The organism is Limnobaculum zhutongyuii (assembly GCF_004295645.1).
GTDB classification, from domain to species: Bacteria; Pseudomonadota; Gammaproteobacteria; order Enterobacterales; family Enterobacteriaceae; genus Limnobaculum; species Limnobaculum zhutongyuii.
The window spans coordinates 2354535-2379552 of sequence record NZ_CP034752.1 but is presented as its reverse complement, the minus strand read 5'-3'; the positions used below and the strand labels follow the sequence as shown (position 1 = coordinate 2379552).

Here is a 25018-nt window from a genome sequence, read left to right as displayed (position 1 = left end):
ATGAACGCACAGCAATTTAATCAGCAGTACCCGAAACAGTCATTATTTTATCTCCGCACTTTTTCAGGTCAGCAAATTGTTCGTACTACAGGACTGGCACATCATTGTAGTGAAGGTCAGGTCATGGTGGAAATCAACCGTAACCCTTGGTTTGTCTCAATCCATGCGTTGCGTGCGGTTCCTGTTGGGGTTGTTAAGCAGGAATCACCAGGGCCATTTTTTACTATCGGGCCCGTAATCAGAACACCGCTTTATTATTCGGAATTTTGATTTAACACTGATTTAAACGTTATTTAAACACACATTAATTTTTATTTGGCGTAAATCCGCCGGGGCGCGGCTACGCCTAAAACAAGGAAACTGAATATGAAATCTCGAAATACTAACTCACTGGGTAACCAACAAACTGAACCAACAAACTGGTACTTACTACGTGAGGGATATAGCAAGGCACAGTGGTTACCGGTTTTACTTTCTTGTCCGGTTGAAGCTGCTATTGAGAGTGCAGCTACCCTTTACCAGTTAGACCAGAACGAGCTTTGTTATTTGGGTAAGCCCGTATCCGGGCAGAGTTATCGAGCTGTTATTGATGCTGACGATATTATCGAGCATATACGTGAGGGCCTGTCTCATTATTTGGTTGTTGGTGATGCTCAAACTGAATGTGACCTTCGCCTCAATCAGCAAGTAGAACTTGAGGGCTTGCTGGCAGATTGGCTAGATGAACAGTGCCCGTTACGAGGATTATCTTTTGAGGAGATGGTTAGCTTCAGGATACTCACACCTGATACCTGTAATGCTATGAGCGTGGAGATTATACCGCTATGAATACCAATCTCTTACCTTGTCCTTTCTGTGGGCGTAACAAAATTGTGTTATGGACTTCAGCTTTCGGAGATGGATCTTATGCGACTTGTGGTTTTTGTAACACCACGAGATCAGGAAGAACCAAACAGCAAGCTACTGAGAACTGGAATCACCGTGCGGTCAATCATTCGGTACCAACTAACTCACCTCTATCACATCTTTTACTATTACTTCAGGCTGAGCTTGAGCGCGCTGTCACTGTTCATTCTCAGTGGCCAACCGATGCCATTCATGCATCAGCCATCCTTAATGAAGAGGTCGGCGAGTTAACTCAGGCCGCTATCGACTTTCATTTTTATTTTGATGGTCATCAGCGCCTACGCGAAGAAGCCATCCAGGTCGGCGCGATGGCGCTGCGCTTTTTGCTGAACATCGACAGCTATAAACCAGAGGGAAAATCATAATGGAAATCATTTCAAAGGTTGAAACCCTGCGTCAGGCTCTACAGGTTTATGGCGAATTAACAGCGTATGAACTGTATCAGCACACCGGTATTCCGACTGACCAGATTGGTATGTTGTTAAGACATAACATCAATAATGATGTTGTCGGGCGTGGTTGGAAAGGCAAGAACCGCAGTTACCGTTTACTACCTGAAGGTGAGCGAAAAGCCAAAAAGCCACGCACCGAAAAGGACTATCAGAACGCTGTCTCTGTTCTGTCCAAAACCGTCGAGCGTCTGTTTCCTGATATAGCGGCACAGGCTGTCGAACGAGAGAAAGCCGCAGACTATGACAACGCTGTTCCCCTCTGGCTACAGGCTAAAGGATTAGCGGCGCTGGATATCAATATCGAGTATTGCCACCACCGGGCGCAGTTCTGCATGGCCGCGCTTGATCGCGGCTGGAGTCGTCAGGAAGGTGGCGTATGAATCGTTATCTTTTAAAAGCCTGGCAATGGTTCTGGTTACAGGTTTGGGAATTATCAGAGTGGACGGGTATTGGTCTGGGTCGTTTTGCTCCCTGGGTATTTAGTCAGATGACTGGAGTCAGAGGGGTAAAAATCAAATGAAAAAATCCGTACTCAAACGCTATACGCCGGATTGCAGCATCCACATGAGTGCCGAAATTGCTTTCATGCGCGAAAACCCGACCGGCTCTTATGTTGAGTTTAACGACTATTTCGTGCTGGAAACCTTGCTACTGGCTCGGGATGCTGACGAGGCTCGCGATAAGGTGAAGCGTCAGGAACTGGCACGCCGCAATCAGGAGCTGTCTTACGCGTTATGTAACCGTATGCCGTTATCGTTCTGGTGGCGCTTCCTGTTCGCACCTTCATTTTAGGGGGCCGTGATGACTAAATCATACCAACTCAATGACAGTGACATTATCAAGGCAATAAAAATAAGTGCTCGTGACCATCGCGAACGCTATCAGGCAGCAACGTGGCAAATCTCCTTACGGATGGCGGATATGGTGCCTCAGTGCAGCATTCCCACTCGTGTTATCAGAAAATACATGCGGGATATGGAACGCAGAGGGCTACTGATATCAGTTTATCAGGGTAGGAACACCATTGTCTGGACGCTGATTGAAGGGGATAAATGATGACTAAACCACAATTGATCCGCCTTATCCACATCGCCAAAAGCAAGTTAAGCCTGGATGATGAAACCTACCGCGCCAAGCTACAGGCCGCCGTTGGTAAAACATCCTGTACGGCCATGACTCACGGTGAACTGCAAACCGTTTACCAGTCCTTTCAGGATGCGGGATTTAAACGCCAGTTCAGCAAGAAGAAAGGCGCTCACGTTAGCCCGAACAGCCAGGGAAAAAACAAAGCGCCGGAAATCGCCAAAATCCGCGCCATCTGGTTAACCATGCACGAGCAATGGTTTGTCACCCGACCTGACGAGTCCTCGCTGAATGCGTACGTCATGCGCCAGACCAAACGGTTGAATGGTGTCGGCGTGGCGGAGGTGGGCTGGTTGAATTCTTATCTGGCTTATAAGGTACTGGAAGCGCTGAAAGCCTGGCACCTGCGCCTGATTAAAGGGATATTAAAAACCCGCCGCATTGTGTTACCGACCAACAGGAACGGTGACGAAGTCCGTTCGTATGATGCGATTACCGGTGTATATGAACGTATCCGCCAGCTTGATGAATATCTAAATAATTGTCGTGCTCGCGGTGACTTTATGCTGGCGTCGTCTTTCCCCTGCTGCGGCTTTCGTTTTGAAACCCCCGCGCCAACTGACCGGGCGGAGACATGGGACTCACTAGTCGGTTGCCCGGTGTGCCGTAAGCAATTTATGCGCATTGTAACCTGTCACTCCGTCATTATGAGGGCTGTGCGATGAGTAATAAAAAGTTCCCTGCTCATTACCAACCTTATCGTTATTACTGGGCTAAAGAAACTCAGGATTCAGAATGGGAAATCGTCAAGGTTGACTATCAGGGGTGGTTTACCTTTTGCGGAGGGATGACGCAATTCGGCGTAAATTATTTTCATGAAATTGGCCCTGAAGCAATACCACCGGAGGCGTATCATGAAAGAAGATAACCTCGACTTGTTCGCGCCTGACCACCAAGAACTGGGCGAACTGCTCGACCGGCTTGATAACATCCCTCCGGCTGAAGTCAGCAAATACTGGGGGCAGATGCTGGCGGGATTGATTGACCTGTTTTGCTGTGAGCTGAAACGCCAGGGCGAACCGGAAGACAAAGCCCTGTCTAAGGCCGGTAAACTGGTGGCAACGCTGGCGCATTATTACGGTGGCCGTTCCTGCTACCTTCCCGTAGGTGACCGGTTAAAAACCGCCATTCGTGATAATATGCTTTACCACGACTATACCCGTGGCAACGGGGATATATCCGCACTGGCAAAGCGCTATAGCCTGACTGACAGCCGTATTTACCAGATAGTCAAAGACCAGATGGTACTGCACCGTAACCGTCATCAGTTGACGCTGTTCGGTAAAGAGTCATAGCCAGATTATTCAAACTGATTTATAGTGCTCCGGGCCCTCTTTCTGAGGGCTTTTTTGTGTGAAGGGTTACAAACCCAAACCACCTACCTCGCACGTCATGATGAGCTACCCCTTATTAACCGGTTGCCATTATGAAACCTTACAGCGTTACGTTTATCCATGCCCTTGATTACCTGCTCAGAGCTGAAGGCGGTTATGTTAATGACCCCGCAGACCGTGGCGGCGAGACTAAATACGGTATCTCAAAGCGAGCTTATCCTCACCTGAACATTGCCGCCCTGACCGAAGAGCAGGCAACAGACATCTATTACCGTGACTACTGGCTAAAAGCCAAGTGTGACCAGTTACCGCCGGGTATTTCCCTGATGGTCTTTGACGGTATCGTCCAGCACGGCTCAACAACGGCCATTCAGCAGTTACAGCGTGCACCGGGTGTCACTGATGACGGCATTATTGGACAGCGAACCCTGATTTCCGCTAACACCACCATGGTAAGCGTACGATTCATCTGTCAGCGTATTCTGACTCAGCGTTCCCGTACTTACGCCCGTATCGTTGCCAACAATCCCTCTCAGGCTAAGTTTATCAGCGGCTGGTTTAATCGCCTGGACAGCCTGATGTTGGCCGTTGAAGAGGTGGTCGGATGATACCCCGCGCCATTCCTGAGCGGCTGTTACTCAAAAGCCAGCCGGCACTGCGTCACCCGCGTTACCGTCAGGTATACGAAGCCGGGCGGGAGGCTCGACTGAGTCGGGAACTGTCCGGACTGGATGCCTCAACGGTCCCTTTATTCAGCCATCACGGCACCTACCAGGCCGTATTTAAACAGGGTTGGCACAGTATCAATGCACAGGACATTCGTCTGTGCCGTGATACCGCCATAACTCACCGGGGGCCGCATGTTTCACACGCTTAAGCAATTAATCGCGACCCCTTCAGGCAGATTGTCATTGTCCGATACCACACTGGCCGGGGCGTTTATCGCTTCGACATCGGTACTGTTGTGGTGTGCCTGGCATGGCACGATGGATGAATGGCTGTTTATCGGCTACCTCACCGCCTGGGTCGCTCAAAATCAGGCATCAAAACAGGCATCCATTAAGCGTGCCCGGGAAGAACGGGAGGTACCTGGTCATGATTAACTTCCTTCGCGCCTATGGGCGTCAGTTATTTATCGTGTTGGGTCTACTGGGCTTTGGGTTTTCCATGGGTGTGGTAATAACAGAAGCCAGACTTAAACCTCAAATAGCCACTGCCGAAAAGGCACTTGTTGCAGCTTCTCTGAACTTCAGTGAAGCGCAGCGCACCAACACCGAACAACATAATGATGCTCTGAAGGCGGCGGTCAGTCGCCAGCAGGCATACCATAATCTCAGTGAACAGCTCCAGGCTAAAAACCAGCAACAGGCGCGTGAACTGGAACAACTAAAACAACAACGTGAACGGAGTATTTCCCATGCGGTTTCTCGCGATGGTCAGGCTTATACCGGTCTTGGCCCTGACGGGTTGCGGCTCTACACCGCCGCCCTCGGTTATTCCACCGCCACCGGTAACGGTCATTTGTCCCCGTATTCCGGCAACGCTGACGATGTTACCCACCCGACCAGCCGCACCGGTATCGGGCGACCATCAAACGTTACTGAGACACGCGAATGCTTATGGTCAGTGGGCGATGACGCTGGAAAACCAGCTCATTCTGATACGCCAGTGGGACGAAGAACGGAGCCAGGACAATGAGTGATATTGCCGACAAAGGGAGCCTGGTGGAAGAACAGCAACGAACGCAGGCACTTTTGCGCCACCAGGGCAGAGTGCGTCACCTGAGTACCGGAATTTGTCAGGAGTGCGGCGAGGCGATCGCCCCCTCACGTTTACAGGTCAATGCCTATGCTCAACGTTGTTTTGAGTGTCAGTCTGACCACGAAAAAAAGGAACGACACTACCGTGTTTGAATTACTTGCCGCGCACTGGTCGATGATTTGGTCGATTGGTACCGCCGTACTGCTTTCCATTCTGGGGCTACTGTCCTGAACCTATGCCAAACGTGAGGATGTCGAGACGTTAAAGGCGCGCATGGCTGCGCTGGAGAAGTCCCTGTCTTCACTACCCAATCAAAAGGAGCTGCACGCCCTGCAACTGGATATGGCAAATCTGCGGGGAGACCTCAAGGCTGCGTTGCCGGAACTGCGCAACCTGCGCGCCCTGAGTGACCTGTTATTACAAAATGAGCTGAAGGAAAAGAAATAATGTCTATCCGTGATTTATTAGATGCTGACCGCCGTCTGGTGCTGTTGCGCTCGATTACCGACTGTGGCGGCAAGGCGAATGAATCCATTCTCCAGACCTGTCTGGATTCGTACGGCCACCCGGTGAGCCGGGACGAGGTCAGAACGCACCTGAGCTGGCTGGATGAAAACCGCCTGGTGAGCCTGACAAGTATTGCCGGTTGCCTGGTCGCCAGTCTGACCGGCCGCGGTCAGGATGTATGTGAAGGCCGTGTCACCGTTCCCGGTGTGAAACGCCCGAGACCTGCATGATGAGCGAGAAACCAACGCGGGGCCGCCCGTCTAAAATTGACCTGCTCCCTCAGGATATCCGCGATCAGTTGCATCATTTGCTGCGTGACAAGCGTCATACGCAGGAAGATATCCGCGAGGCGGTGAATGAGTTGATTGACCAGAACGGCCTGGGCGAGGACATGAAACTCAGCCGTACCGGGCTTAATCGCTATGCCACCCGTATGGAAGAAGTCGGCGCACGCATCCGCCAGGCACGGGAAATATCCGAAGTCTGGGTCAGTAAACTGGGAGAAGCGCCAACATCAGATGTTGGCAAGATGGTGCAGGAACTGGTCAGGACACTGGCTTATGACACCACCCTGAAGCTGACCGAATCCCCTAATACTGTCAGCCCGAAAGAGCTTAACCAGTTAGCTCTCTTTTCTCAACGTATCGAGCAGGCCGCCATGGTGAGCCATAAGCGCGAAAAAGACATCCGTGCAGCGTTTGCGGCTGAAGCGGCTGATGTTGCCGGCAAAGCCGCAAGGTCGGCCGGGTTATCAAAAGAGACCGTGAACACTATTAAACGGCAAATACTGGGTATTGCACAATGATGTCAGATGTCCAGCTATCAACAACCTCAGCGTCTATTAATGCTGTTTTAAGTGGTGTTTTTGATGAAAATGAACTGCTGCTCGACTATCAAAAACGCTGGATAGCGGATGACTCTGTCTTCAAGATTGCGGAGAAATCGCGCCGGACAGGATTAACCTGGGCGGAGGCAGCCGATGCGGCATTAAACGGCTCGGCATCTCGTGAGGCTGGCGGATGTAATACCTTTTATATCGGTTCAAACAAGGACATGGCGCGCGAGTTTATCGATGCGGCGGCTATGTGGGCCCGTGCGTATGACCTGGCCGCGAGTGAAATTGTCGAAGAAACTCTCGAAGACGTTATCGAAGATGAGAAGAAAGACATTCTGACGTTTGTCATCTACTTTGCATCCGGTTTCAAAATCGTTGCGCTCTCTTCTAACCCTAAAAACATCCGGGGAATGCAGGGTAATATCATTATTGATGAAGGCGGTCACTAGGACGCATTAGCTGAACTCATCAAAGCCGCCATGGCTCTCACCATGTGGGGCGCTAAAGTTCGTGTTATCAGTACGCATAACAGCGATGAACACCCGTTTAACAGTATTATTAAAGATATTCGAGCTGGTCGCCGCAAAGGCAATATACATACCATTACCCTTGATGATGCCTGCGCCGAGGGATTGTATAAACGCATTTGTCAGGTTCTGGGCCGCGTCTGGTCACAGGAAGTGGAAGACGAATGGAAGGCGGACTTACTGGCAAGCTGCATGTCAGAAGAGGATGCCCTGGAGGAATATTACTGCGTACCGAAACACGGTAGCGGAGCATATATCCCCCGCGTTCTGATTGACCGGGCCGCAAATAATACGCTACCTGTCGTCCGGTTCACCATGCCTGCCGGTAATATGACCTGGACGGAAGAAGAACGCACCAAAACCGCACTGGCATTCTGTACCGAGCAGTTACTCCCGATACTCAAGAAACTCAATCCGGATACACGACATAGTGTTGGGCAGGACTTTGCCCGTTCGGGTGATCTGTCAGATATCGGTGTCGGCAGTATTGAAGACGATACGCGCCGGATTATGCGCCTGACCGTTGAGCTGCGTGATGTTCCCTATAATCAGCAGCGACAAATCCTCTTTTTCATTATTGATAATACCCCCCCGCATCGTGGGTATTGCCGTGGATAAGACCGGTAACGGTGGTTATCTGAGTGAAGCATTATTGTTGCGCTATGGCGAAGGCCTGGTCGATGCCATCCACATTACTGATAACTTTTATCGCGAATGGTCACCGAAGTATAAGGCGCTGTATGAGTCCGGTTATATCGAAATTCCCCTGGATGAAGACATCATCACCGACCAGCGGCATATCCAAAATATTCGCGGTATTCCCAAAATTGATAAATCCCGTAATAAGGGCGCAGATGGCAAGCAGCGCTACGGTGACAGTGCAGTCGCTTACATCATGGTGGTACGAGCCAGTTATATGGACGGGTTCGAGAGCGGCGGCTTTATCCCTATTCCAAACAAAGGCGCGCCGATGTCCTCCATCGGTGATGATGACGCAGACGATGACGAATTCGAGCGAGGTTGCTGGTAATGAAATTCCTGAAAAATATCGTTGACGCCTTCGGGCGTCGTTTTACCTTCTCCGATGACCAGCAGACTGACGGGGCTAAGGTGGCTTTCCTGCATCAACAGCAGAGTTCCCACCCCTCTATTGGTCTGACTCCGGCAAAAGCGGCGGCACTGCTAAAGGATGCCGAGAACGGCGAACTGATAGCGCAGTGTGAACTGGCCGAAGACATGGAAGAGAAAGACACGCACCTACAGTCTGAACTGGGTAAGCGTCGCCGGGCGGTGCAGTCGCTACCGTGGAAAATCGTTCCTCCCGTCAATCCGACGGATGATGAACAGTACGACGTGGACATGCTGACGGAAATCCTGACGGATGCCACCTGGTTTAATGACTGCCTGTTTGATGCGACTGACGCCATCTTCAAGGGGTTCTCCTGTCAGGAAATCGAATGGGAAGACGTCGAGGGGCTGATTCTTCCCCGCGCGATTGAGTTTCGGGAGGCAGCCTGGTTCCAGACCCACCCACAAAACCGTAACGAACTGCGCCTGCGCGACGGCAGTCATGAGGGACAGGCGCTACAGCCGTTTGGCTGGGTGCGTCATGTAGCAAAATCCCGCTCGGGCTATCTGGCCCGTACCGGTTTAGTGCGAAATATCGTCTGGTGTTACATCTTCAAACACTATTCCATTCGTGACCTGGCGGAGTTTCTGGAGATTTACGGCATGCCAGTGCGCATCGGTAAATATCCGTCAGGCAGTACCGAGAAGGAAAAGAACCAGCTCCTGCGCGCCATTATGTCTATCGGCCATAATGCCGGCGGTATCTTCCCCCGGGGTATGGATTTAGAGCTGAAATCCGTCATTGATGGTTCATCAGACCCGTTTATGGCGTTCGTCAATTACTGGGACCTGAATATGTCCAAGGTAATCTTAGGCGGAACGCTGACCAGTCAGGCGGACGGTGCCACCAGTACTAATGCTCTGGGCAATGTGCATGAACGAATGGCCGGTAATATCTGCGAAAGCGATGCGCTCCAACTCGCCCCGACCATCACCCGTGACCTGGTGCAGCCTATCATGGCCTTTAATGGCCGGTCGTTTAACAGCCTGCGCCGGATGCCGCGTTTTGTGTTTGACCTGAGCACGCCGGAAGACCTGACGGCTTACTCAACCGCCCTGCCACTGCTCGCCGGTATCGGGATGAAAATCCCCGTGCAGTGGGCCCATGACAAGCTGCAAATCCCGGTCGCGGATGAAAACGACACTGTGCTGACACCACCGGCACAGCCTGCCGCGCCGGCGTTTCTGTCGGCACAGGTGCCAGCCGGATTTGCGGCACTGGCGGCCGGCGCATCCAGTCCACAAAATGCCGTCAAAGCGATGCCCGGGGCGATATCGGGCGTGGAGTGGCAACAGGCTATTGACCCGATACTCAAGCCGATACTGGAGGCGCTGGAGACCGGCGGCATGATGGCGGCTAAGGAAAAAGCCGCCGCACTCTACAGTGACCTGGACGATGAACAGCTTACTGATATGTTGCACCGGGCGATGTTTGTCGCCGAGACCTGGGGGCGGCTGAATGCGTCAGGCGGTTGATTTAGGCTATGCCATGAAGCTGGAGCCTAAGCTCGCCGTCGACTATTTCCGCTCCAGAGGGTATGACGTCTCATGGAACTGGCAGGAAACCAGTCTCCAGACGCACTCACAAGCGTTCACCGTGGCGAAAGGCGTGCGCATGGACGTACTGACCACCATCGGGGCGCAGGTTGACCGGGGGCTGTCTCAGGGTATTACGGAACAGGAGTTTAAAAAGACCCTGACGCCTCAGCTTCAGGAGTTGGGTTGGTGGGGTAAACAGGTGGTGGTCGACAGTGCCGGCGGTGCTGAAGTGGTGCAACTGGGTAGCCCGGCGCGTCTGGGTACCATCTTTCGTACCAATCTGGCAACGGCCTATCAGGCCGGACGCTATCAGCAACAGCTCGCCAGCACGGAAACGCATCCTTACTGGCAATATATCGCTATTCTGGACGATAACACCCGAACCTCGCATCGCGCCCTGCACGGTAAGGTCTTTCACTATACGGACCCTATCTGGGAAACGATGTATCCACCCAATGACTGGGGGTGTCGTTGTCGCGTTCGTGCGTTGACCGCGTCTGAAGTGAAACAGAAAGGTCTGAAGGTCGAGTCCAGTGTCGGCCGGATTGCCACCGATGCGGTCGAGGCCGGCGTGGATAAGCGCACCGGGGAGATTTACGAGAAAGACGTCACCACCTATACCGACGGCAAGCAGACCATGCGAACCGGCCCGGGATGGTCGGGCAACGTCGGCAGTGCGGCGATGGGTTCAGATGCGAATATTGCCCGTAAACTCGTGGAGATGCAGGACAGGCAGCTTCGCCAGCAGGTCATTCAGTCGCTGAATAATGCACCGGCTCGTCAGGCGGCGTTCTCCCGTTGGGTGGGTGATGCACTCACGACTACCCGCCAGGGGCGCAGTGTGCAACCACTGGGATTTATGGCGGATGATGTCGCCCAGGCCGTTCAGGCCCGAACCGGCGCGCCAGTTGCCCGACTATTGGGGGTGAGCGAGCAGCAAATTCGCCAGGCTAACGCCCTGAAGGGCGTTAAACAGTTGACCCTGACAGAGTACCAGCTCTTACCGCAGATACTGAACCGGTCGCAGGCCGTGCTGTGGGATGCACAAAAGCAGCAGTTGTTATATATCGGCCAGGGTAATGGTCAGGTCAGTACCGTGATTCGCACAGCGGGTCAGACACCTCAGTCCGGCGCACTGGATGCGATGGTCGAGGCCTATAAAATGTCCGTGTCTGATTTGCGCCAGGCATTAGCAACCGGACGCTATCAACTGATTAAAGGGGGACTGTAAGTGAGGATCGACTATCAGTTTGACAATGACGAGATTAACTGCAGTATCCAGGGGCTCACCAGTCTGGGGCAGGATTTACGTCCCATTACCCGCGCGATATCAATGGTACTGGCCGGCGAGTCAGAGGACGCCTTCGAGAAAGAAGCGGACCCGACAACCGGCCAGCCGTGGCCGGTCTTATCAGAAGCCTACCGGGAACGTCTGGAGAAGAAAGGCAAGAACGGCAAAATGCTACAGCGTAGCCAGGGCGGCCTTGCCATGTCACTGACACCTGACTTTGATGCGGTCAGCGCGGCCATTGGTACCAATAAAGTCTATGGTGCCCTGATGCACCTGGGCGGCACGCCTGCCATGCCGGCGGCACCGGCAGCGGTCAAAGCGCGGCCTTATATGGGGCTGCCACCGGAAGGTATTATCCGGATTGTGGATATCATCAACCAGATGCACCAGAACGCGCTTAACGGTCAGGGGTGAGTCATTTATCATCTAAAAATCTTTAAACGCTTACAGAGAGTTTTAAACGGGGTTTGAACGGGGTATCATCGTACCCGTTAACCCCATCATTCTTTTTTCACGCAAAATGTGCGTGAAACGCTACAAACCCAATCGTCACACCCCGGCCGCTACTCTGGCGGCATGAAAACACGAATTTCAACACCTTTACCCCCGGTCGCCATTCTGACCGCTGCGCTCCAGTCATCCGGTGATGGCTGGTATCAGCTTCTGCCGGCCGGCGAATTTAAAGCCCGTGATGGACGTCCGAATGATGTCGCGAGCGGCTGCTGGTATATCGACTCCAATATTGCCGGGCAATTTATCGACGCCACTGTGGCTATCGGTCAGCCCGTACTGTGTGACTATAACCACGCCACTTTGCGAGACCAGGACCCGCAACACCAGGTCAGCGCAGAGCAGACCTCGGAGCTGGCAAAGGCTGCCGGCTGGCTGGATAACCCTGAACTTGAGATGCAGTGGCGCGAATCCGGGCTTTATGTTCATCCTCGCTGGACGCCGGCCGCACAGGCGGCCATTGATGCCGGTGAATGGCGCTATCTGTCCGCCGTCTTTCCCTACGATACCGACAGTGGTCACCCCCTTTATTTACGCATGTTTGCCTTAACCAACGACCCCGGTCTGGTTGGTATGGCTCCGCTTGTCGCGCTTGCGGCAGCCTCGCTGAATGACTCTTTAAACCCACCAACACAACAGGACGAACCCGTCATGAATGAAATGTTAAAGCTGTTGCTTATCGCGCTGGGCCTAATCCCTGCCGATGACACAACGGAGTACACCGAGGAGCAGCTCAAGGAGCTGGTCGCGAAAGCGGCCGAGTCCATTGGTGCACTGAAAACCGCCGCCGATGCTGCCGTCCAGGTTCAGGACGTGGTTGATACCGGTACTGACCCCGAGCTGATTGTGGATGAAGCCACCACCATCGTGGACGCCGCCGCCGCCGACCTGAAGGAAGCCGAGGCCATCATCGCGGAAGCCGAGCTGCACGGTATTGATCTGGCGGTTGCTGTACCGCGTTCTGAGTACAACAAACTCGCCCGAAAACTGGCGGCGGCTTCCCTGGGTAATGCGGCACTGACGGCCGAGCAGATTATCCGCAAAGCTCGCGCACAGGGAAAAGTAATGCGAGCTGAAGTGCCCGGTCTGCTGGCGCTGGCGAAAAAAAGCGGCGTGGCGGCATTGTCCTCGAACCTATTGCATCGTACCCCGATTGTGGCCCTGGGCGCCCGTCAGACCAGTACGCTGCCGACCCCATCGAAAACCAACACCGTCGCCCTGTCTGCTGAAGACCGTGCGGTTATCAAAGCCACCGGCGTGAGTGAGGCGGACTTCCTCGCCAATAAAATCGCCCTGATGAAAGGTTAATCCCGATTATGGAAATTTCACCTGCTGCCGCACAGGCACTCTATACCGCCGTTAACACGGCATTTAACGCCGGACGCGGTACCTATACCCCGTTGTATGAGCGTATTGCAACCGTCGTTAACTCGACTTCAGGGTCCGAGAACTATTCCTGGTTGGGTGAGTTTACCCGCCTGAAGGAGTGGATTGGTGAACGTGACGTAAAAGCCATGTCCGTCAGTGACTACACCGTCAAGAACGTCAAGTATGAAGCCACTGAAGGGATTAAGGCGGAATACATCGAAGACGACACCTATGGCGTGTTAATGCCGAAGTTTGAAGACATGGGTTATGCCTCCGCCACCCATCCGGATGAGCTGACTTTTAAGCTATTGGCCGATGGTTTTACTCAACTGTGTTACGACAAACAGAACTTTTTTGATACTGACCACCCGGTCGGTGAAGCGACGGTCTCCAATATGCAGGACGGCACCGCCCCGGCGTGGTACCTGCTGGACACTTCACGACCGCTTAAGCCGTTACTGTTCCAGAAGCGCCGCGATTACCGCCTGCAATCCAAAACCGATCCGGGTACATCCGACCGCGTCTTTATGGTGGACGAATTCCTGTACGGCGTGGATGCACGCGTCGCCGCCGGGTATGGCTTCTGGCAGCAGGCGTTCGCCTCCAAAGCCGAACTGAACGAGGACAATCTGAACAGTGCCATTCAATCCATGATGCTGTTTGAGTCCTCACAGGGTCGCCCACTGGGGATTATGCCGAATCTGCTCGTTGTGGGACCACAAAACCGTGCGGCGGCAAAACGTGTCGTCGAAGCCGAGAACAAGGCCGGCGGCGAAAGCAACATTAACTACAAGGCCGTCGAGATCGTCGTCTGCCCGTGGTTACGTTAACCCTTCTTTAAACCTGATTTAAACGGGGTTTACGCCCCGTTTACTGACACATAAAGGAAACACAATGCCATGCAAGAGAATCAAGAAACTTATGACCCGTCTGATGTGGTTGAAATGTCAGGCGTCATGGTGGTTAACACGGCTCATGACGGTTATCGGCGTGCGGGGTTCAGCTTCAAAAGCGGTGAGAACATTCTGCCGCCGGTTACGGCCGAACAGTGGCACTTACTGGATGGCGACCCGCGCCTGGTGGTCTCCGTTATTGCCATTGAATCAGCGCCGGGTCATCAGACGCCGGGGGCCGTGGACGCTCACCCTGTATTTGATGGCGTAAACATTGACGGTACTGATGGCACGGTGAAAACACCCATGCCGCCCGAACTGGCAGCAACTGAAGGCAGCCAGGTCAATCCGCAGGATAATTTTATCTCGGCCATTATGGCGTCAAAAATTGAGCCTCATGACAAATGGTTTACCCAGAAAGGCGAACCGCGCCTGACACAATGGCGCAACGTCATTGGTGTGGATGTCAGCGCAGAGGATATCAAGGCGGCTATTGCGGCGCATGATACCCTGTCGCCGACAACTGAGGGGTAATTATGGCTTACGCGTCCGTCAGTGACATGGTGACCCGTTATGGTCGCACGGTTCTTGAGGACCTTGCTCAGAAGAAAATCGAGCGGGATGACGAGGGCCAACCATTACAAACCGTTGACCAGATTGTTGAGGCGGCACTGGTTGATGCCTCTTCCGCGATTGACGGTTATATCGACGGGCGCGCCAAACTCCCGTTACAGACTATCCCGTCCGCGCTCATTCGTCATGCCTGCGTACTGGCTCGCTATGCCCTGGAAGAAGGCGCAGCGACCGAGAAAGCAGAAAAAGAGTATGAGACCACACTGCGGTATCTGGAGAAAGTCAGTACCGGTGATATCAGTCTGGCATTAGGGCTGGAAGAAGAGCGACCAGAGTCTGGCGACGTGGTGGTGATGGAGAACGCCGGCTCGGTCTGGGCGCGTAATCGCTCTAAGGGGTACATCTGATGATAGTTATGCCTCGTACCGCCGCTATTGAGCAGGAACTGATAGACGGCATCCGCACGTCATTCGGTGGCACCCTGCGCAAGGTTGAGCGTCTGGATGGAGCTTGGACGGAAGAGACTATCCGGATTGTTATCTCGGTGTGTCCGGCGGTGTACGTTGCCTGGATTGGTGGCCGCCGTGACCCACGCCGTGGCGTCATTATGGGTACCTGGGGGCTGTTCTCCAGCGCCTCCGCGCTGTCAGGTCAGCGCAAGGACAGTGTCGGTGCCTATGACATCAATGACCGTCTGGTTGCCTGGCTGGAAGGTCGCCAGTTAGCCGCCGCCTGTGGTGCGGCGAGTTTTACCCAGATAGCCAACCTTTACAGTAAAGGGGCCGCCAAGACCGGTACGGTGGTGTGTGGTCTTTACTTCGATATTCCTCAACAAATGCCATCGCGTATTGATGAAGGTGACATCGGGGAGTTTGAGACCTATTACCACCAGTGGCCGCAGGCAGATGGTGCCCCCATTCAGGATTCGTTTAACACCCACCTTTACACAGGTACAGAACATGAGTGAGTTACACATCCGGCCTGTGGCCGGGCGGGTTGTTCGTGACCCGGAAACTAACGCGCCGCTGGCATCCCAGGGCGAAAAGAAACCCAAGACCAGCTACTGGCAGCGCCGCCTGATGGATGGTGACGTTGAGCTGGTTAAAACCAAAGCCAAAGAGGTTAAAGCATGACTTCTTATAACACCATTACGGAGACTATCCGGGCTCCCTTGGCGTATATCGAGATTGATAATAGCGGTGCGATCACCGGCACGCCGGCATTGCTCTATCGCACCCTGATGCTGGGGTTGCGCTTTACTTCAGGTCGTGTGCCGGCCGGTGAGGTGGTGCGCATCACCCGAAAAGATGAAGCCGGCGAAGCGTTCGGTTTTGGTTCGCAACTGGCGACCATGGCTATCGCTTTTTTAAATGCCAACCCGTTTACCGATTTGTGGTGTCTGGCGGTGGATGATGACCCGGAAGGCCCAAGGGCTGGAGGGACTATCAAGTTAACCGGAACCTGTTCACAGGCTGGTCAGTTGGCGCTGATGATTGCCGGCGTCAAAGCGTACGTTAATGTGAAAGTGGACGACGCCGCGTCGGTGCTGGCACAAAAAACGGCAGCCGCCATCAACCTGTTAACCGAACTGCCCGTGACTGCTCAAGCCTCCGGCGATACGGTCACCTTAACAGCCAGATGGTCAGGTCTGACGGGTAATGATATTGATGTCCGGGTGAATTACTACACCGGTGAAATGCTGCCGACCGGCATCGGTTGTGACATTACCCCCATGTCAGGGGCGACCGGCAACCCGGATTTAGCGCCAACCATCGCCGCGTTTGGTGAAGCCTGGTGGCAATTTGTGGTCAACCCGTTCACCGATACAGCCAACCTGGACTTACTGGCGGCCGAGTTTGTCAGTCGTTGGGGCGGTATGCGCCAGATTGACAGCACCTGTTTTCAGGCGTTCCGTGGCACCCATGCGCAGACGTCCACCTTTGGTACCGCTCGCAATGACTATCTGCTGTCCACCGTGGGGACTAATATCGCCCCTGAGCCACCGTATATCTGGGCGGCCGTTCTGGCGGCGGTGGCGGTTGGTTCGCTCAGTATTGATCCGGCGCGCCCACTTCAGACACTGACCTTGCCGGGACTGAAGCCGCCGGTCACCTCAGCGCGCTGGACGCTCAATGAACGTAACCTGCATCTGTATGACGGCATCAGCACCTACACCGTGGATGCCGGCGGCTATGTGCAGATTGAACGCTGTATCACCATGTACCGCCTGAATAAGTACGGCTCGCCGGACCCGTCCTATCTGGACGTGGAAACCATCGCGACCCTGTCTTATATCCGCTACGCCATCCGTACGCGCATTACGCAAAAATTTCCGCGCCATAAGCTCGCGGAGAACGGGACGCGGTTTGGCCCCGGTCAGGCCATGGTGACGCCGGCCATCATTACCGATGAGTTACTGGCGTTATTTACCGAGCTTGAAGAGCGCGGTCTGGTTGAGAACTTTGAGGCGTATAAATCAACGCTGATTGTGGAGCGCTCCACCACTGACCGTAACCGAATCAATGTGCGCAGTAATGAAGACCTGGTGAACCAGTTCCGCATCTATGCCCATGCTATCCAGTATGTTTTATAAGGGGGTTAAATGACCACGTTACGTTATCAGGGAACTGCCTTCCTTCGGGTGAATGGCCGTGAGTACCCCACTCTCCCGGGGGCTAACCTGACCCTGGGCGGCCTGACCCGCGCACCGGTTACCGGTCACCGGGTTTATGGCTGGAAAGGCACGCCGTCACCCTCCATTGTGACCGCGACCATTCCTAACCATGAAGACATTTCCATGGCAGAACTGAACGGGATGGAAGAAGTCACCCTTATTTTTGAAGCCGATATCGGTAAAAAATGGTTAATTGCCCGCGCCTGGAATACCGGCGAATCCGCCCTGACGGGTGAAGGCGATATCTCCACCACCTTTAACGGCATTGAAGCACAGGAACTCTGATGAATATTACGTTAATTGATGGCCTGGTTGTTGGTAAGGAAGATAACCAGGTAACCCATAAGGATGTCGTCATCCGCGAACTGACGGCCGGCGACATGATGAGCGCACAGACCGCCAGTGAGCGCGTGGTCGAAACCCGCCAGGGTGCGAAGCTGGTCAGTAGCCCCTCTCAAATGACCTATGAAATGATGCGTCGCGCGGTGGTCAGTATCGGGCCCTTACAGGGGCCGGTCTCACTGGCGGAACTTGGTAAGCTGTCTCAACGTGATTTTGGTCTGCTTAACGACAGCATTATGGAACTTCAGGACTTACGTTTAAGTGAGGAGGTTGAGAGTCAGGGGCGAGAGCCTGCAACGCGTTCGGGGGATTGAACGCGTTGCCCTGACCGTGGGATGTCGGTTGAGTGCAGGCCCGGTCTGGGCCTTTAGCCTGCCGCTGTCCCAGCTCATCCGGTACTACAATCTGCTGGGATTATCACGATGACAACCAACAACCGAGCCCGATTTATTGTTGACCTGACCGGTAATGTGGTTAACCAGGCCCGTCGGTTTGGTTCTTCCATTCGCGCCATGGGTGCGGATGGTTCACGCTCAATGCGTCTGTTCCAGGGCGCGACCGGTCAGGTGAATAATCTGCTGGATAAGTTCGATAATAAACTGATGGGCTTTGTGGCCGGCGGTGGCCTGGTCATGATGAGTAAACGGGTCGGCGACCAACAGCAGCAACTGGTCAATCTGGGTAACCGGTACAACATGACCGCCGACCAGATGAAGGAAGTCGACGACCTGATGTGGCAGACGTCCAGCAACCGTAAACTGCCTTACGCGGATGTGATGGCGGCCGTTGACCAGTTTCTGGAGAAAACCAATGACCCGGTCGCGCTGATTGAGAACATGGATAACCTTGCGCTCGCGATTAAAGGTATCGGACTGGAAGCCGCCACGGCCGGTAAGTATACCGGTACGCTGTGGAATAAAGGCATTAAAGACGCGAGCGCCATGCTCAAGGTGTATGACGGTTTCGCGTCACTGTCCGCTATTGGTACCGGCAACCTTAATGAACAACTGGACGGCCTGATTAACCTGACCCACGGCACCAGTTGGCAAAAGCCGGAGCAGCTTTACCAGTTACTGGCCATGCAGCGTCTGGGTGATGCGGAGTTCGGCAGCAGCGGCCAGACGTCCGCCGCCCTCCAGCAAATGCACGACGCACTCAAGGACAAAGAGAAACGCCGGATACTGGAGCGGAACGGGGTCAAGGTCTGGAAGGATAAATCAAAAGGCGAGTTTGTTTCGCCTGGTGACCTGATGCTCGATATCGGTGACCGGTCTAAATACAAAGAGCGCAACCTGAGTCAGGTGTTTAGCGGTGACATGCTGGAGCTTGCTATGTCGTTTAACGACAAGGACAAGCAGCAACAACTGCGTGCCCCGGATATCACAACCGACGGACTGGTGAATGAGAAGGCATCACGTAGCGTACAGACCTTTAATGGTGCGCTAACGTCGCTGACCAATGCTGGCGAACGCTGGGCGAATCTGAATCTGGCAAAACCTATTCAGGACTTTGCCGATGCCATCAACGGCCTGTCACCTGAAGAACTGCAACGCTACGCGGATATTCTGAAAAATATTGCCATTGGTGTCGGTGGTGCGCTGGCTATCCGTAAGCTTTACCGTGGCGGTAAAGCCGCCCGTAACTGGTGGAAAGGCCGTCAGGGCGGAAACGGCACCGACCCCGCCGGTGGTGCTGGCGGTGCCGGTGATGGCGGGCTCGGTGCTCAGCCTGTTTTTGTCACTAACTGGCCTGTGGGCGGACTGGGTGGCGGTGGTGGGAAAAATAGCGGTGGTGGTTTCGTGGCTGGCGGTGGCGGCGGCATGGTCATGAAAGCCGGCCTTGCCGGGATAATTGCCTCCGAAGTGACCCCTATCGTTGATGATGCCCTGGTCGCTGTTTTTGGTGAGTCGGACCGGTTTAACCGCATTCGCGAGGCCCCGACCTGGGGCGAGTTCTGGGACGCGATAGTCGGTAATGAATCGCAGCCCAAAGAGCCGCCACCAGTGACCACCTACCAGCAGCAACAACAGGACAATATCCCGACGGTGCTCGGTATGCCTTACGGCCAGCAGCCGGTACCCCCTAAGCCGCCTGAAGGTGAAATCAAACTCAAAGTTGAGTTACCACCCGGTGCGACTGTTGCCTCAACACAGGTCAAATCCAGCGGCGTGGGTATCTCGGTGAATACCGGCAATACCTATACGGGGGCCTATTAATGAGTATCTGGAGCACCTTATGGGACAAAATCACAGCTCAGCCACCGACCGGTAAAGGGTCGTTTCGTGGCGTGCCGTTTTACGTTATCGATGACAGCAACCAGTCAGGCGGTCACCGTATCGTTAAGCATATGTTCCCCGGCCGTCAGACCGGCAAGGTGGAAAATATGGGGGCCACGGCTGACGAGTTTTCTGTTTTCTGTGTGCTGATTGGTGATAATTACCTGGAACAAAAGGAAACGTTGATTGCCGCCCTGCGTGAGCCTGAACCGGCTGACCTGGAGCATCCTTACCACGGTTCGCTATATGTGCAGGTGGAAACCTGGAACTGTCGCCTGTCGACGCAGGAACAGCGCATCGCCATGTTTCAACTTACCTTCAGTATCGCCGAGAAGGACGAGTCGCCAGAGGCGGAGATTGATGGCGAAGCAGAACTGCTTGACCAGAACGCCAGCCTGCTCGATGCCATCGCGAATGATGTTGCCGACGCCTGGGATACCATCAACGCCGTTGCCGCCGATATTGAAGCGGTGGTCACGTTTGCGACCAATGTGGTCAATAACATCACCAACGTTATCACCGGGCTCAGTAGCCTGGGCGGTTTTGGTTCGTTGCTGGGTACTGTTCAGGGGTTGCAGGGCGCTATCGGTAACCTGATAAAGTCGCCGAAAAAGCTTATCAGCAACCTGACGAACCTGTTTCAGGGCTTTACCTCGTCAGGGTCGAAAGGCTCCAAACCGAGCACACAGCGCGCATTGCGTTCAATCATCGTCAGTGTCGAAAACATGCCGTTAAGCGAGCGGCCGGCAGCGGCCAGAATGCAGGAATCTATCCGGTCAGCGGTGATTATCTCCGCACTAAGCGAACTAGCCCAGAGTGCGGTCAGTGATGCCGGCGACATTATCAGGGGCCGTAAGGATGATGTGGTATCGGTGGTTATCGATGACAACGTGGTCATCCTGGATACCGGGCGTGAAGAACTGCTCACGAATGACCACCCACTGGTCGAGACGCTGGAGGACTGCGAGCGCATTGCTGACGAACTGGGCGACGAGCTGGCTGTCGAGTACGTACGCGTTGCGGATGCATTCTGGTTTAACACCATCTTACGTTTGCAGCGTTTACGTCTGACGTTCCTGGAACAAATGAAAAAGGCCGCCGCCGCGTTACCGGATGCGCGCCTGGTTACGCCTAACATTACCGAGCCGGCGCTGGTTATTCTGTACCGTGCGACCGGTGACAGTACCTCAATATCCCGCTTTGTACAGCGTAACGCACTAAGGCACCCGACGTTCGTGCGTGGTGGTGAACCGGTAGAGGTGATAGATGATAAGTAACACGATAGAACTTTATGTCGGTAACAAGATATATACCGGCTGGACGGAGATAAGCGTCACCCGCAGTATTGAAGAGCTGAGCGGTCAGTTTCGTCTCGGCCTGACACGTACCCGCACTGATAAGGATGTCCCGCTGAAAGAGGGGCAACCCTGCCGGGTCGAGATTAACAGCCAGGTGGTTATCAGCGGCTACATTGACACCATGGACAGAACCATCGACGCTGAGACCCGCACCATTGTCGCTGAAGGTCGTGACAAGACCGGTGACCTGGTGGATTGCGCCGCCCGGTATAAGTCCGGTCAGTGGCGCAATGCTCCCCTTGAAACCATTGCCCGTGACCTGTGTCAGCCCTTTGGTGTGAGTGTTGTCTGGTCAGTGACGACACAGACGGCCGCGAAGCCGTTTCGGGTATGGAAAGTCGAGCCCGGGGAAACCGTCTTTGAGAACCTGGCGAAAGCGGCCCGACACCGTGGCGTGATGGTCAACAGTAATGCTGCCGGTGACCTGGTGTTTACCACGGCCGGCACCGAACGCCTGGAAGTCCTGCGCTTTGGTGAGAATATCAAGTACATCAATATGCGCGCCTCCTGGTCTGAGCGCTTCAGCGACTATATTGTGCTGGGGTCATCAACGGCCGGCGGCCTCTGGGGGATGAACAAACCGCCCACCAGTCGACCGGCGTGCGTGTTGACATGACCGATACAGAAATCACCCGTTATCGCCCGACTGTTATTGTGGCCGACAGTAATCAAAACTCAGATGAAAGTCGTTCCCGTGCTGACTGGGAACGCCGCCGGGCAATGGCGCACGGTCAGCCGGTAGTGGTTGAGGTGGTCGACTGGTTTACCCGTGATAAGGCGCTATGGATGCCTAACCGTCTGGTGGTGCTGGATGTGCCTGACGAAGGTTATACCGAGCGTGAACTCCTTATCGTGCAGATGGAGCTGTCGCTCACCAATGACGGCGGCACCACCACAAAATTGACCCTGATGCCGGCGGCCGGATTTGATGAACCGGCACAAAAGGAAAGTACCGGCGCAGGCGGTTCGGGTGGTTCAGGGGGGCTTTGGTACTGATGAAAGCCTTCAATAGCTTAAAGCGCCGTATGCAATTACTGGTCTCCCGGGCCGTGGTGAATGTCATCAATGACAGCCTGAAGACGCAAAACCTTCAGGTCAGCATCCTGAACGACGACGACGCAGATGATGTCGAGCGCTTCCAGAACTACGGGCATACCAGCGTCCCGCCGGCAGGCAGTGAGGCAATTGTCCTTTCCGTCGGTGGGATGCGTGAGAACCTGGTCGCGATAGCCGTTGATAATAAAGCCACCCGCCTCGGCTCACTCAAGCCCGGTGACAGTGCGCTTTACCATATGGACGGCCATAACTTTACCCTGACTGAAGACGGTGTCGCCCGTCTGACCTGCAAGCGGTTTGAAATCATTGCCGATGAGGTCATAAGTGATGCATCTGAAACGCAGGCGACAGGGAATTTCTCTACACTCGGAAACAGTACCACCACCGGCACCAGTGAGGCGGCCGACCATATCAGTAATGGTATCAGCGGTAAGGACCACCGGCACCGGGAGCATGACGGCGCACTAACGGAGAAAGCACAATGATATCTCTGGTCTGGCAGACGAACGATGCCGATATCGTGCTCGACAGTCTGACGGGTGACAACATCACCACCAACGTTATCGCCTCCCTGTTTACCGACAGACGGGCCCAGCCTTCGGATGAATTACCGGACGGTGGGACTGACCGGCGCGGGTGGTGGTGCGACTCCTGGCGCGGTGAGCCTCTGGGCTCCCGGCTCTGGTTATTGTCGCGTGAAAAACAGTTACAGACCGTCATCACCAAGGCCCGGACTTACGCCGATGAAGCGCTGGTCTGGATGCCAAAGGCCGGACTTATTCGCGATTATCGCGTAACGGCCACCAATCCGGAAAACGGCGTTCTGCTGCTCACTATTCTCATTTTATTAAACGACGGTGAAACCCTGCCAATGTCGTTTAAAGCCAGTTTAAACGGGATTTAAATGCCATATATATCACCGACATTAAGCGAGTTACTGACCCGAACCCGCACGGATATCGAGACGCGCACCGGTACGTCAAACCTTGCCACTGAAGGGGTTGCCGGCGCATCTGCGGCCAACGCTTACGGCCTGTATGGTCGTCTGTCCTGGATTGCCCGGAACATCATTCCCCATCTTGCCGATGACGATATCCTGCTGCGTCATTGTGAGTTCTGGGGAGTGTGGCGTAAGCAACCCACCGCCGCCAGTGGCATTATCCATGTTGACACCGTTGGCGAGGCGGTTATTGATGCCGGTACGCGCTGGCAGCGTCAGGATGGTGTGATTTTTGCGTCCGCCTCGGCCGTGATGGTCTCCGATGCCGGCAACGTTCAGGTACCCGTTGAAGCGGTAGATGCCGGAACGTCGGGGAATACCGCTGCGGACGTTAAAGTCGAGTTGCTTTCTCCGGTAGTGAACGTAAAAAGTGCGGCCATTGTGGCATCAAGTACCATCAGTGGCGGTGCTGCGATTGAGAGTTTTGATTCGCTGCGTTCTCGTCTGCTGCTTCGCGTTCAGTATCCACCCAGCGGCGGTAATACCTATGATTATATTCGCTGGGCGCTGGAATGTGCCGGTGTTACCCGGGCATGGTGCTTTTCAACCTTTGGCCGTAACGTCATTACTGTTTTGTTTGTGCTCGATGGTCAGCCGGATATCTTCCCGACAGGGGCGGATATTGAACGCGTTAATGATTACATTACCGCGCACATTAACCCCTTAACCAACCAGTGGGAGGGCAAGCCACCCTGTGTTGAACTGATTGTCTCAGGCCCGAAAAAGCTCCCCCTAAACCCGGTTATTCGTCTTTCACCTAAAAACCCTGCAACACAGGCCGCCGTTACCGCTGCGTTAACGGATTTACTGATTGATGCCGAGCCGGGTGGCATGGCGTACCAGTCGAAAATGAATGCCGCTGTTGCCACGGCTGACGGTGTGACGGACGGGATAATTGTCTCGCTCTCCGGGGATGTTTACGCCCGGGAGCATGAGCTGATCGTGTTAGGTGATATTACATGGCAATGACCCCGGAACAGTATCAACAGGCCGGACTGGCATTGTTGCCGATTGGGCGAGCCTGGACACGTTCGCCGGACAGTCAACTGGGTAAGCTCATGTTGGGTTTGGGGGATGAGCTGGCACGCATTGACGGGCTCGGCGATCGGTTGCTGGATGAGTCCTTTGCAGAAAGCGCGTTTATGTTATTGCCAGACTGGGAAGCCTTCGCCGGACTGCCGGATTGCCCGACAAGCAACGATACCACTATCGAAAATCGTCGCCTGGCGCTGGCGGCCAAGCTCAAAATGACCGGCTCGCTCTGTACGGCGTTTTTTGAACAACTGGCCGCAGAGCGTGGTTACAACATCAAAATTCGTGAGTATTACCCGCATCACTGCCTGCGCACCTGTACGTATCCACTTTATCCGGAGTCAAACTGGTGGACGGCTTATGTTTATGTGGGTGCGCCATTCCTGCATGACATGACCGTACTTGATGGCGTCACGACCCGGCTTAAAGTTTACGACTATGGTGATTTGGAGTGCCTGCTTGAACGTTACCGGCCGGCTCATATTCATTTTGTTTATATATCAGAGGATTAAA

The 25018-nt window shown here is 54.1% G+C and carries 41 protein-coding genes and 1 pseudogene; all 42 read left to right on the top strand.

What is annotated here, in order from left to right; translation table 11 throughout:
- Positions 1-270, top strand: a complete 270-nt coding sequence (locus EKN56_RS10560) for a hypothetical protein (RefSeq protein ID WP_130591754.1) — start codon at positions 1-3, stop codon at positions 268-270.
- A 96-nt stretch (positions 271-366) separates the two neighbouring features.
- Positions 367-828: a hypothetical protein gene (locus EKN56_RS10555; RefSeq protein ID WP_130591753.1), complete on the top strand. Its 462-nt coding sequence runs from the start codon at positions 367-369 to the stop codon at positions 826-828.
- A complete protein-coding gene (locus EKN56_RS10550; RefSeq protein WP_130591752.1) occupies positions 825-1271 on the top strand; it encodes a Lar family restriction alleviation protein in 447 nt (148 codons plus the stop codon). The genes EKN56_RS10555 and EKN56_RS10550 overlap by 4 nt, the downstream gene beginning before the upstream one ends.
- Positions 1271-1738, top strand: coding sequence for an ANR family transcriptional regulator (locus EKN56_RS10545; RefSeq protein WP_130591751.1), 468 nt, complete (start codon positions 1271-1273; stop codon positions 1736-1738). Before EKN56_RS10550 ends, EKN56_RS10545 begins: the two co-directional genes overlap by 1 nt.
- On the top strand, positions 1735-1878 hold the full coding sequence (locus EKN56_RS20920) for a hypothetical protein (protein ID WP_168189643.1): 144 nt from the start codon (positions 1735-1737) through the stop codon (positions 1876-1878). The genes EKN56_RS10545 and EKN56_RS20920 overlap by 4 nt, the downstream gene beginning before the upstream one ends.
- Positions 1875-2150 (top strand): hypothetical protein, encoded by a 276-nt coding sequence (locus EKN56_RS10540; protein ID WP_130591750.1) that lies wholly within the window; start codon positions 1875-1877, stop codon positions 2148-2150. Before EKN56_RS20920 ends, EKN56_RS10540 begins: the two co-directional genes overlap by 4 nt.
- A 9-nt stretch (positions 2151-2159) precedes the next feature.
- A complete protein-coding gene (locus EKN56_RS10535) occupies positions 2160-2414 on the top strand; it encodes a hypothetical protein (protein ID WP_130591749.1) in 255 nt (84 codons plus the stop codon).
- Positions 2411-3166 (top strand): gp16 family protein, encoded by a 756-nt coding sequence (locus EKN56_RS10530; RefSeq protein WP_130591748.1) that lies wholly within the window; start codon positions 2411-2413, stop codon positions 3164-3166. Before EKN56_RS10535 ends, EKN56_RS10530 begins: the two co-directional genes overlap by 4 nt.
- Positions 3163-3369 (top strand): hypothetical protein, encoded by a 207-nt coding sequence (locus tag EKN56_RS10525; protein ID WP_130591747.1) that lies wholly within the window; start codon positions 3163-3165, stop codon positions 3367-3369. Before EKN56_RS10530 ends, EKN56_RS10525 begins: the two co-directional genes overlap by 4 nt.
- Positions 3356-3796, top strand: a complete 441-nt coding sequence (locus tag EKN56_RS10520) for a Mor transcription activator family protein (protein WP_130591746.1) — start codon at positions 3356-3358, stop codon at positions 3794-3796. The genes EKN56_RS10525 and EKN56_RS10520 overlap by 14 nt, the downstream gene beginning before the upstream one ends.
- A 131-nt stretch (positions 3797-3927) precedes the next feature.
- Positions 3928-4443 carry a glycoside hydrolase family 108 protein gene (locus tag EKN56_RS10515; protein WP_130591745.1) on the top strand — a complete coding sequence of 172 codons (516 nt, stop codon included), beginning with the start codon at positions 3928-3930 and terminating at the stop codon, positions 4441-4443.
- Positions 4440-4712 (top strand): hypothetical protein, encoded by a 273-nt coding sequence (locus EKN56_RS10510; RefSeq protein ID WP_130591744.1) that lies wholly within the window; start codon positions 4440-4442, stop codon positions 4710-4712. Before EKN56_RS10515 ends, EKN56_RS10510 begins: the two co-directional genes overlap by 4 nt.
- Entirely contained in the window at positions 4696-4938 is a 243-nt protein-coding gene (locus EKN56_RS10505) for a hypothetical protein (protein WP_130591743.1), read from the top strand. The genes EKN56_RS10510 and EKN56_RS10505 overlap by 17 nt, the downstream gene beginning before the upstream one ends.
- The gene (locus EKN56_RS10500) at positions 4931-5533 is read left to right on the top strand and encodes a hypothetical protein (protein WP_130591742.1); all 603 of its coding nucleotides are present in this window, start codon (positions 4931-4933) and stop codon (positions 5531-5533) included. Before EKN56_RS10505 ends, EKN56_RS10500 begins: the two co-directional genes overlap by 8 nt.
- Positions 5530-5748, top strand: a complete 219-nt coding sequence (locus EKN56_RS21630) for a TraR/DksA family transcriptional regulator (protein WP_130591741.1) — start codon at positions 5530-5532, stop codon at positions 5746-5748. The genes EKN56_RS10500 and EKN56_RS21630 overlap by 4 nt, the downstream gene beginning before the upstream one ends.
- Complete coding sequence (locus tag EKN56_RS21255; RefSeq protein WP_246019806.1) at positions 5684-5827, top strand: hypothetical protein; 144 nt, start codon at positions 5684-5686, stop codon at positions 5825-5827. The genes EKN56_RS21630 and EKN56_RS21255 overlap by 65 nt, the downstream gene beginning before the upstream one ends.
- Positions 5828-5839: 12 nt before the next feature.
- Positions 5840-6043: pseudogene (locus EKN56_RS21250) on the top strand (DUF2730 family protein); the annotation flags it as partial.
- Between the two features lie 5 nt (positions 6044-6048).
- Entirely contained in the window at positions 6049-6333 is a 285-nt protein-coding gene (locus EKN56_RS10485; protein WP_130593668.1) for a VpaChn25_0724 family phage protein, read from the top strand.
- Positions 6330-6908 (top strand): DUF3486 family protein, encoded by a 579-nt coding sequence (locus EKN56_RS10480; RefSeq protein ID WP_130591740.1) that lies wholly within the window; start codon positions 6330-6332, stop codon positions 6906-6908. Before EKN56_RS10485 ends, EKN56_RS10480 begins: the two co-directional genes overlap by 4 nt.
- On the top strand, positions 6905-7387 hold the full coding sequence (locus EKN56_RS21245; RefSeq protein ID WP_246019804.1) for a hypothetical protein: 483 nt from the start codon (positions 6905-6907) through the stop codon (positions 7385-7387). The genes EKN56_RS10480 and EKN56_RS21245 overlap by 4 nt, the downstream gene beginning before the upstream one ends.
- Before the next feature lie 42 nt (positions 7388-7429).
- Positions 7430-8083: a hypothetical protein gene (locus EKN56_RS21240; protein WP_246019803.1), complete on the top strand. Its 654-nt coding sequence runs from the start codon at positions 7430-7432 to the stop codon at positions 8081-8083.
- A complete protein-coding gene (locus EKN56_RS21235) occupies positions 8076-8495 on the top strand; it encodes a hypothetical protein (RefSeq protein ID WP_246019802.1) in 420 nt (139 codons plus the stop codon). Before EKN56_RS21240 ends, EKN56_RS21235 begins: the two co-directional genes overlap by 8 nt.
- Positions 8495-10069 carry a DUF935 domain-containing protein gene (locus tag EKN56_RS10470; protein WP_130591739.1) on the top strand — a complete coding sequence of 525 codons (1575 nt, stop codon included), beginning with the start codon at positions 8495-8497 and terminating at the stop codon, positions 10067-10069. Before EKN56_RS21235 ends, EKN56_RS10470 begins: the two co-directional genes overlap by 1 nt.
- Positions 10053-11363: a phage head morphogenesis protein gene (locus EKN56_RS10465; RefSeq protein WP_130591738.1), complete on the top strand. Its 1311-nt coding sequence runs from the start codon at positions 10053-10055 to the stop codon at positions 11361-11363. The genes EKN56_RS10470 and EKN56_RS10465 overlap by 17 nt, the downstream gene beginning before the upstream one ends.
- Entirely contained in the window at positions 11364-11837 is a 474-nt protein-coding gene (locus EKN56_RS10460) for a phage virion morphogenesis protein (RefSeq protein ID WP_130591737.1), read from the top strand.
- A gap of 162 nt (positions 11838-11999) precedes the next feature.
- Positions 12000-13241 carry a phage protease gene (locus tag EKN56_RS10455; protein ID WP_130591736.1) on the top strand — a complete coding sequence of 414 codons (1242 nt, stop codon included), beginning with the start codon at positions 12000-12002 and terminating at the stop codon, positions 13239-13241.
- An 8-nt stretch (positions 13242-13249) separates the two neighbouring features.
- Positions 13250-14131: a Mu-like prophage major head subunit gpT family protein gene (locus EKN56_RS10450; RefSeq protein ID WP_130591735.1), complete on the top strand. Its 882-nt coding sequence runs from the start codon at positions 13250-13252 to the stop codon at positions 14129-14131.
- Positions 14132-14200: 69 nt separating this feature from the next.
- Positions 14201-14728 (top strand): HI1506-related protein, encoded by a 528-nt coding sequence (locus tag EKN56_RS10445; RefSeq protein WP_130591734.1) that lies wholly within the window; start codon positions 14201-14203, stop codon positions 14726-14728.
- 2 nt (positions 14729-14730) lie between these two features.
- Positions 14731-15174 (top strand): gp436 family protein, encoded by a 444-nt coding sequence (locus tag EKN56_RS10440; RefSeq protein ID WP_130591733.1) that lies wholly within the window; start codon positions 14731-14733, stop codon positions 15172-15174.
- On the top strand, positions 15174-15734 hold the full coding sequence (locus tag EKN56_RS10435; RefSeq protein ID WP_130591732.1) for a phage protein Gp37: 561 nt from the start codon (positions 15174-15176) through the stop codon (positions 15732-15734). Before EKN56_RS10440 ends, EKN56_RS10435 begins: the two co-directional genes overlap by 1 nt.
- On the top strand, positions 15727-15900 hold the full coding sequence (locus EKN56_RS10430) for a DUF2635 domain-containing protein (protein WP_130591731.1): 174 nt from the start codon (positions 15727-15729) through the stop codon (positions 15898-15900). Before EKN56_RS10435 ends, EKN56_RS10430 begins: the two co-directional genes overlap by 8 nt.
- A complete protein-coding gene (locus EKN56_RS10425; RefSeq protein WP_130591730.1) occupies positions 15897-17360 on the top strand; it encodes a phage tail sheath subtilisin-like domain-containing protein in 1464 nt (487 codons plus the stop codon). The genes EKN56_RS10430 and EKN56_RS10425 overlap by 4 nt, the downstream gene beginning before the upstream one ends.
- Before the next feature lie 9 nt (positions 17361-17369).
- Positions 17370-17726 carry a phage tail tube protein gene (locus EKN56_RS10420; protein ID WP_130591729.1) on the top strand — a complete coding sequence of 119 codons (357 nt, stop codon included), beginning with the start codon at positions 17370-17372 and terminating at the stop codon, positions 17724-17726.
- Positions 17726-18097, top strand: coding sequence for a phage tail assembly protein (locus EKN56_RS10415; protein WP_130591728.1), 372 nt, complete (start codon positions 17726-17728; stop codon positions 18095-18097). Before EKN56_RS10420 ends, EKN56_RS10415 begins: the two co-directional genes overlap by 1 nt.
- 108 nt (positions 18098-18205) lie before the next feature.
- Positions 18206-19999 carry a hypothetical protein gene (locus tag EKN56_RS21490; RefSeq protein ID WP_130591727.1) on the top strand — a complete coding sequence of 598 codons (1794 nt, stop codon included), beginning with the start codon at positions 18206-18208 and terminating at the stop codon, positions 19997-19999.
- Positions 19999-21336, top strand: a complete 1338-nt coding sequence (locus tag EKN56_RS10405) for a DNA circularization protein (RefSeq protein ID WP_130591726.1) — start codon at positions 19999-20001, stop codon at positions 21334-21336. Before EKN56_RS21490 ends, EKN56_RS10405 begins: the two co-directional genes overlap by 1 nt.
- Entirely contained in the window at positions 21326-22033 is a 708-nt protein-coding gene (locus EKN56_RS21220) for a phage baseplate assembly protein (RefSeq protein ID WP_246019800.1), read from the top strand. The genes EKN56_RS10405 and EKN56_RS21220 overlap by 11 nt, the downstream gene beginning before the upstream one ends.
- The gene (locus EKN56_RS21215) at positions 22030-22413 is read left to right on the top strand and encodes a phage baseplate assembly protein (protein ID WP_246019799.1); all 384 of its coding nucleotides are present in this window, start codon (positions 22030-22032) and stop codon (positions 22411-22413) included. The genes EKN56_RS21220 and EKN56_RS21215 overlap by 4 nt, the downstream gene beginning before the upstream one ends.
- Positions 22413-22958, top strand: a complete 546-nt coding sequence (locus EKN56_RS10395) for a phage baseplate assembly protein V (protein ID WP_130591725.1) — start codon at positions 22413-22415, stop codon at positions 22956-22958. The genes EKN56_RS21215 and EKN56_RS10395 overlap by 1 nt, the downstream gene beginning before the upstream one ends.
- A complete protein-coding gene (locus tag EKN56_RS10390) occupies positions 22955-23377 on the top strand; it encodes a phage GP46 family protein (RefSeq protein ID WP_130591724.1) in 423 nt (140 codons plus the stop codon). The genes EKN56_RS10395 and EKN56_RS10390 overlap by 4 nt, the downstream gene beginning before the upstream one ends.
- Positions 23378-24442, top strand: coding sequence for a baseplate J/gp47 family protein (locus tag EKN56_RS10385; protein WP_130591723.1), 1065 nt, complete (start codon positions 23378-23380; stop codon positions 24440-24442). It abuts the gene before it with no gap.
- Positions 24433-25017: a YmfQ family protein gene (locus EKN56_RS10380; RefSeq protein ID WP_130591722.1), complete on the top strand. Its 585-nt coding sequence runs from the start codon at positions 24433-24435 to the stop codon at positions 25015-25017. The genes EKN56_RS10385 and EKN56_RS10380 overlap by 10 nt, the downstream gene beginning before the upstream one ends.
- Position 25018: the final 1 nt, after the last annotated feature.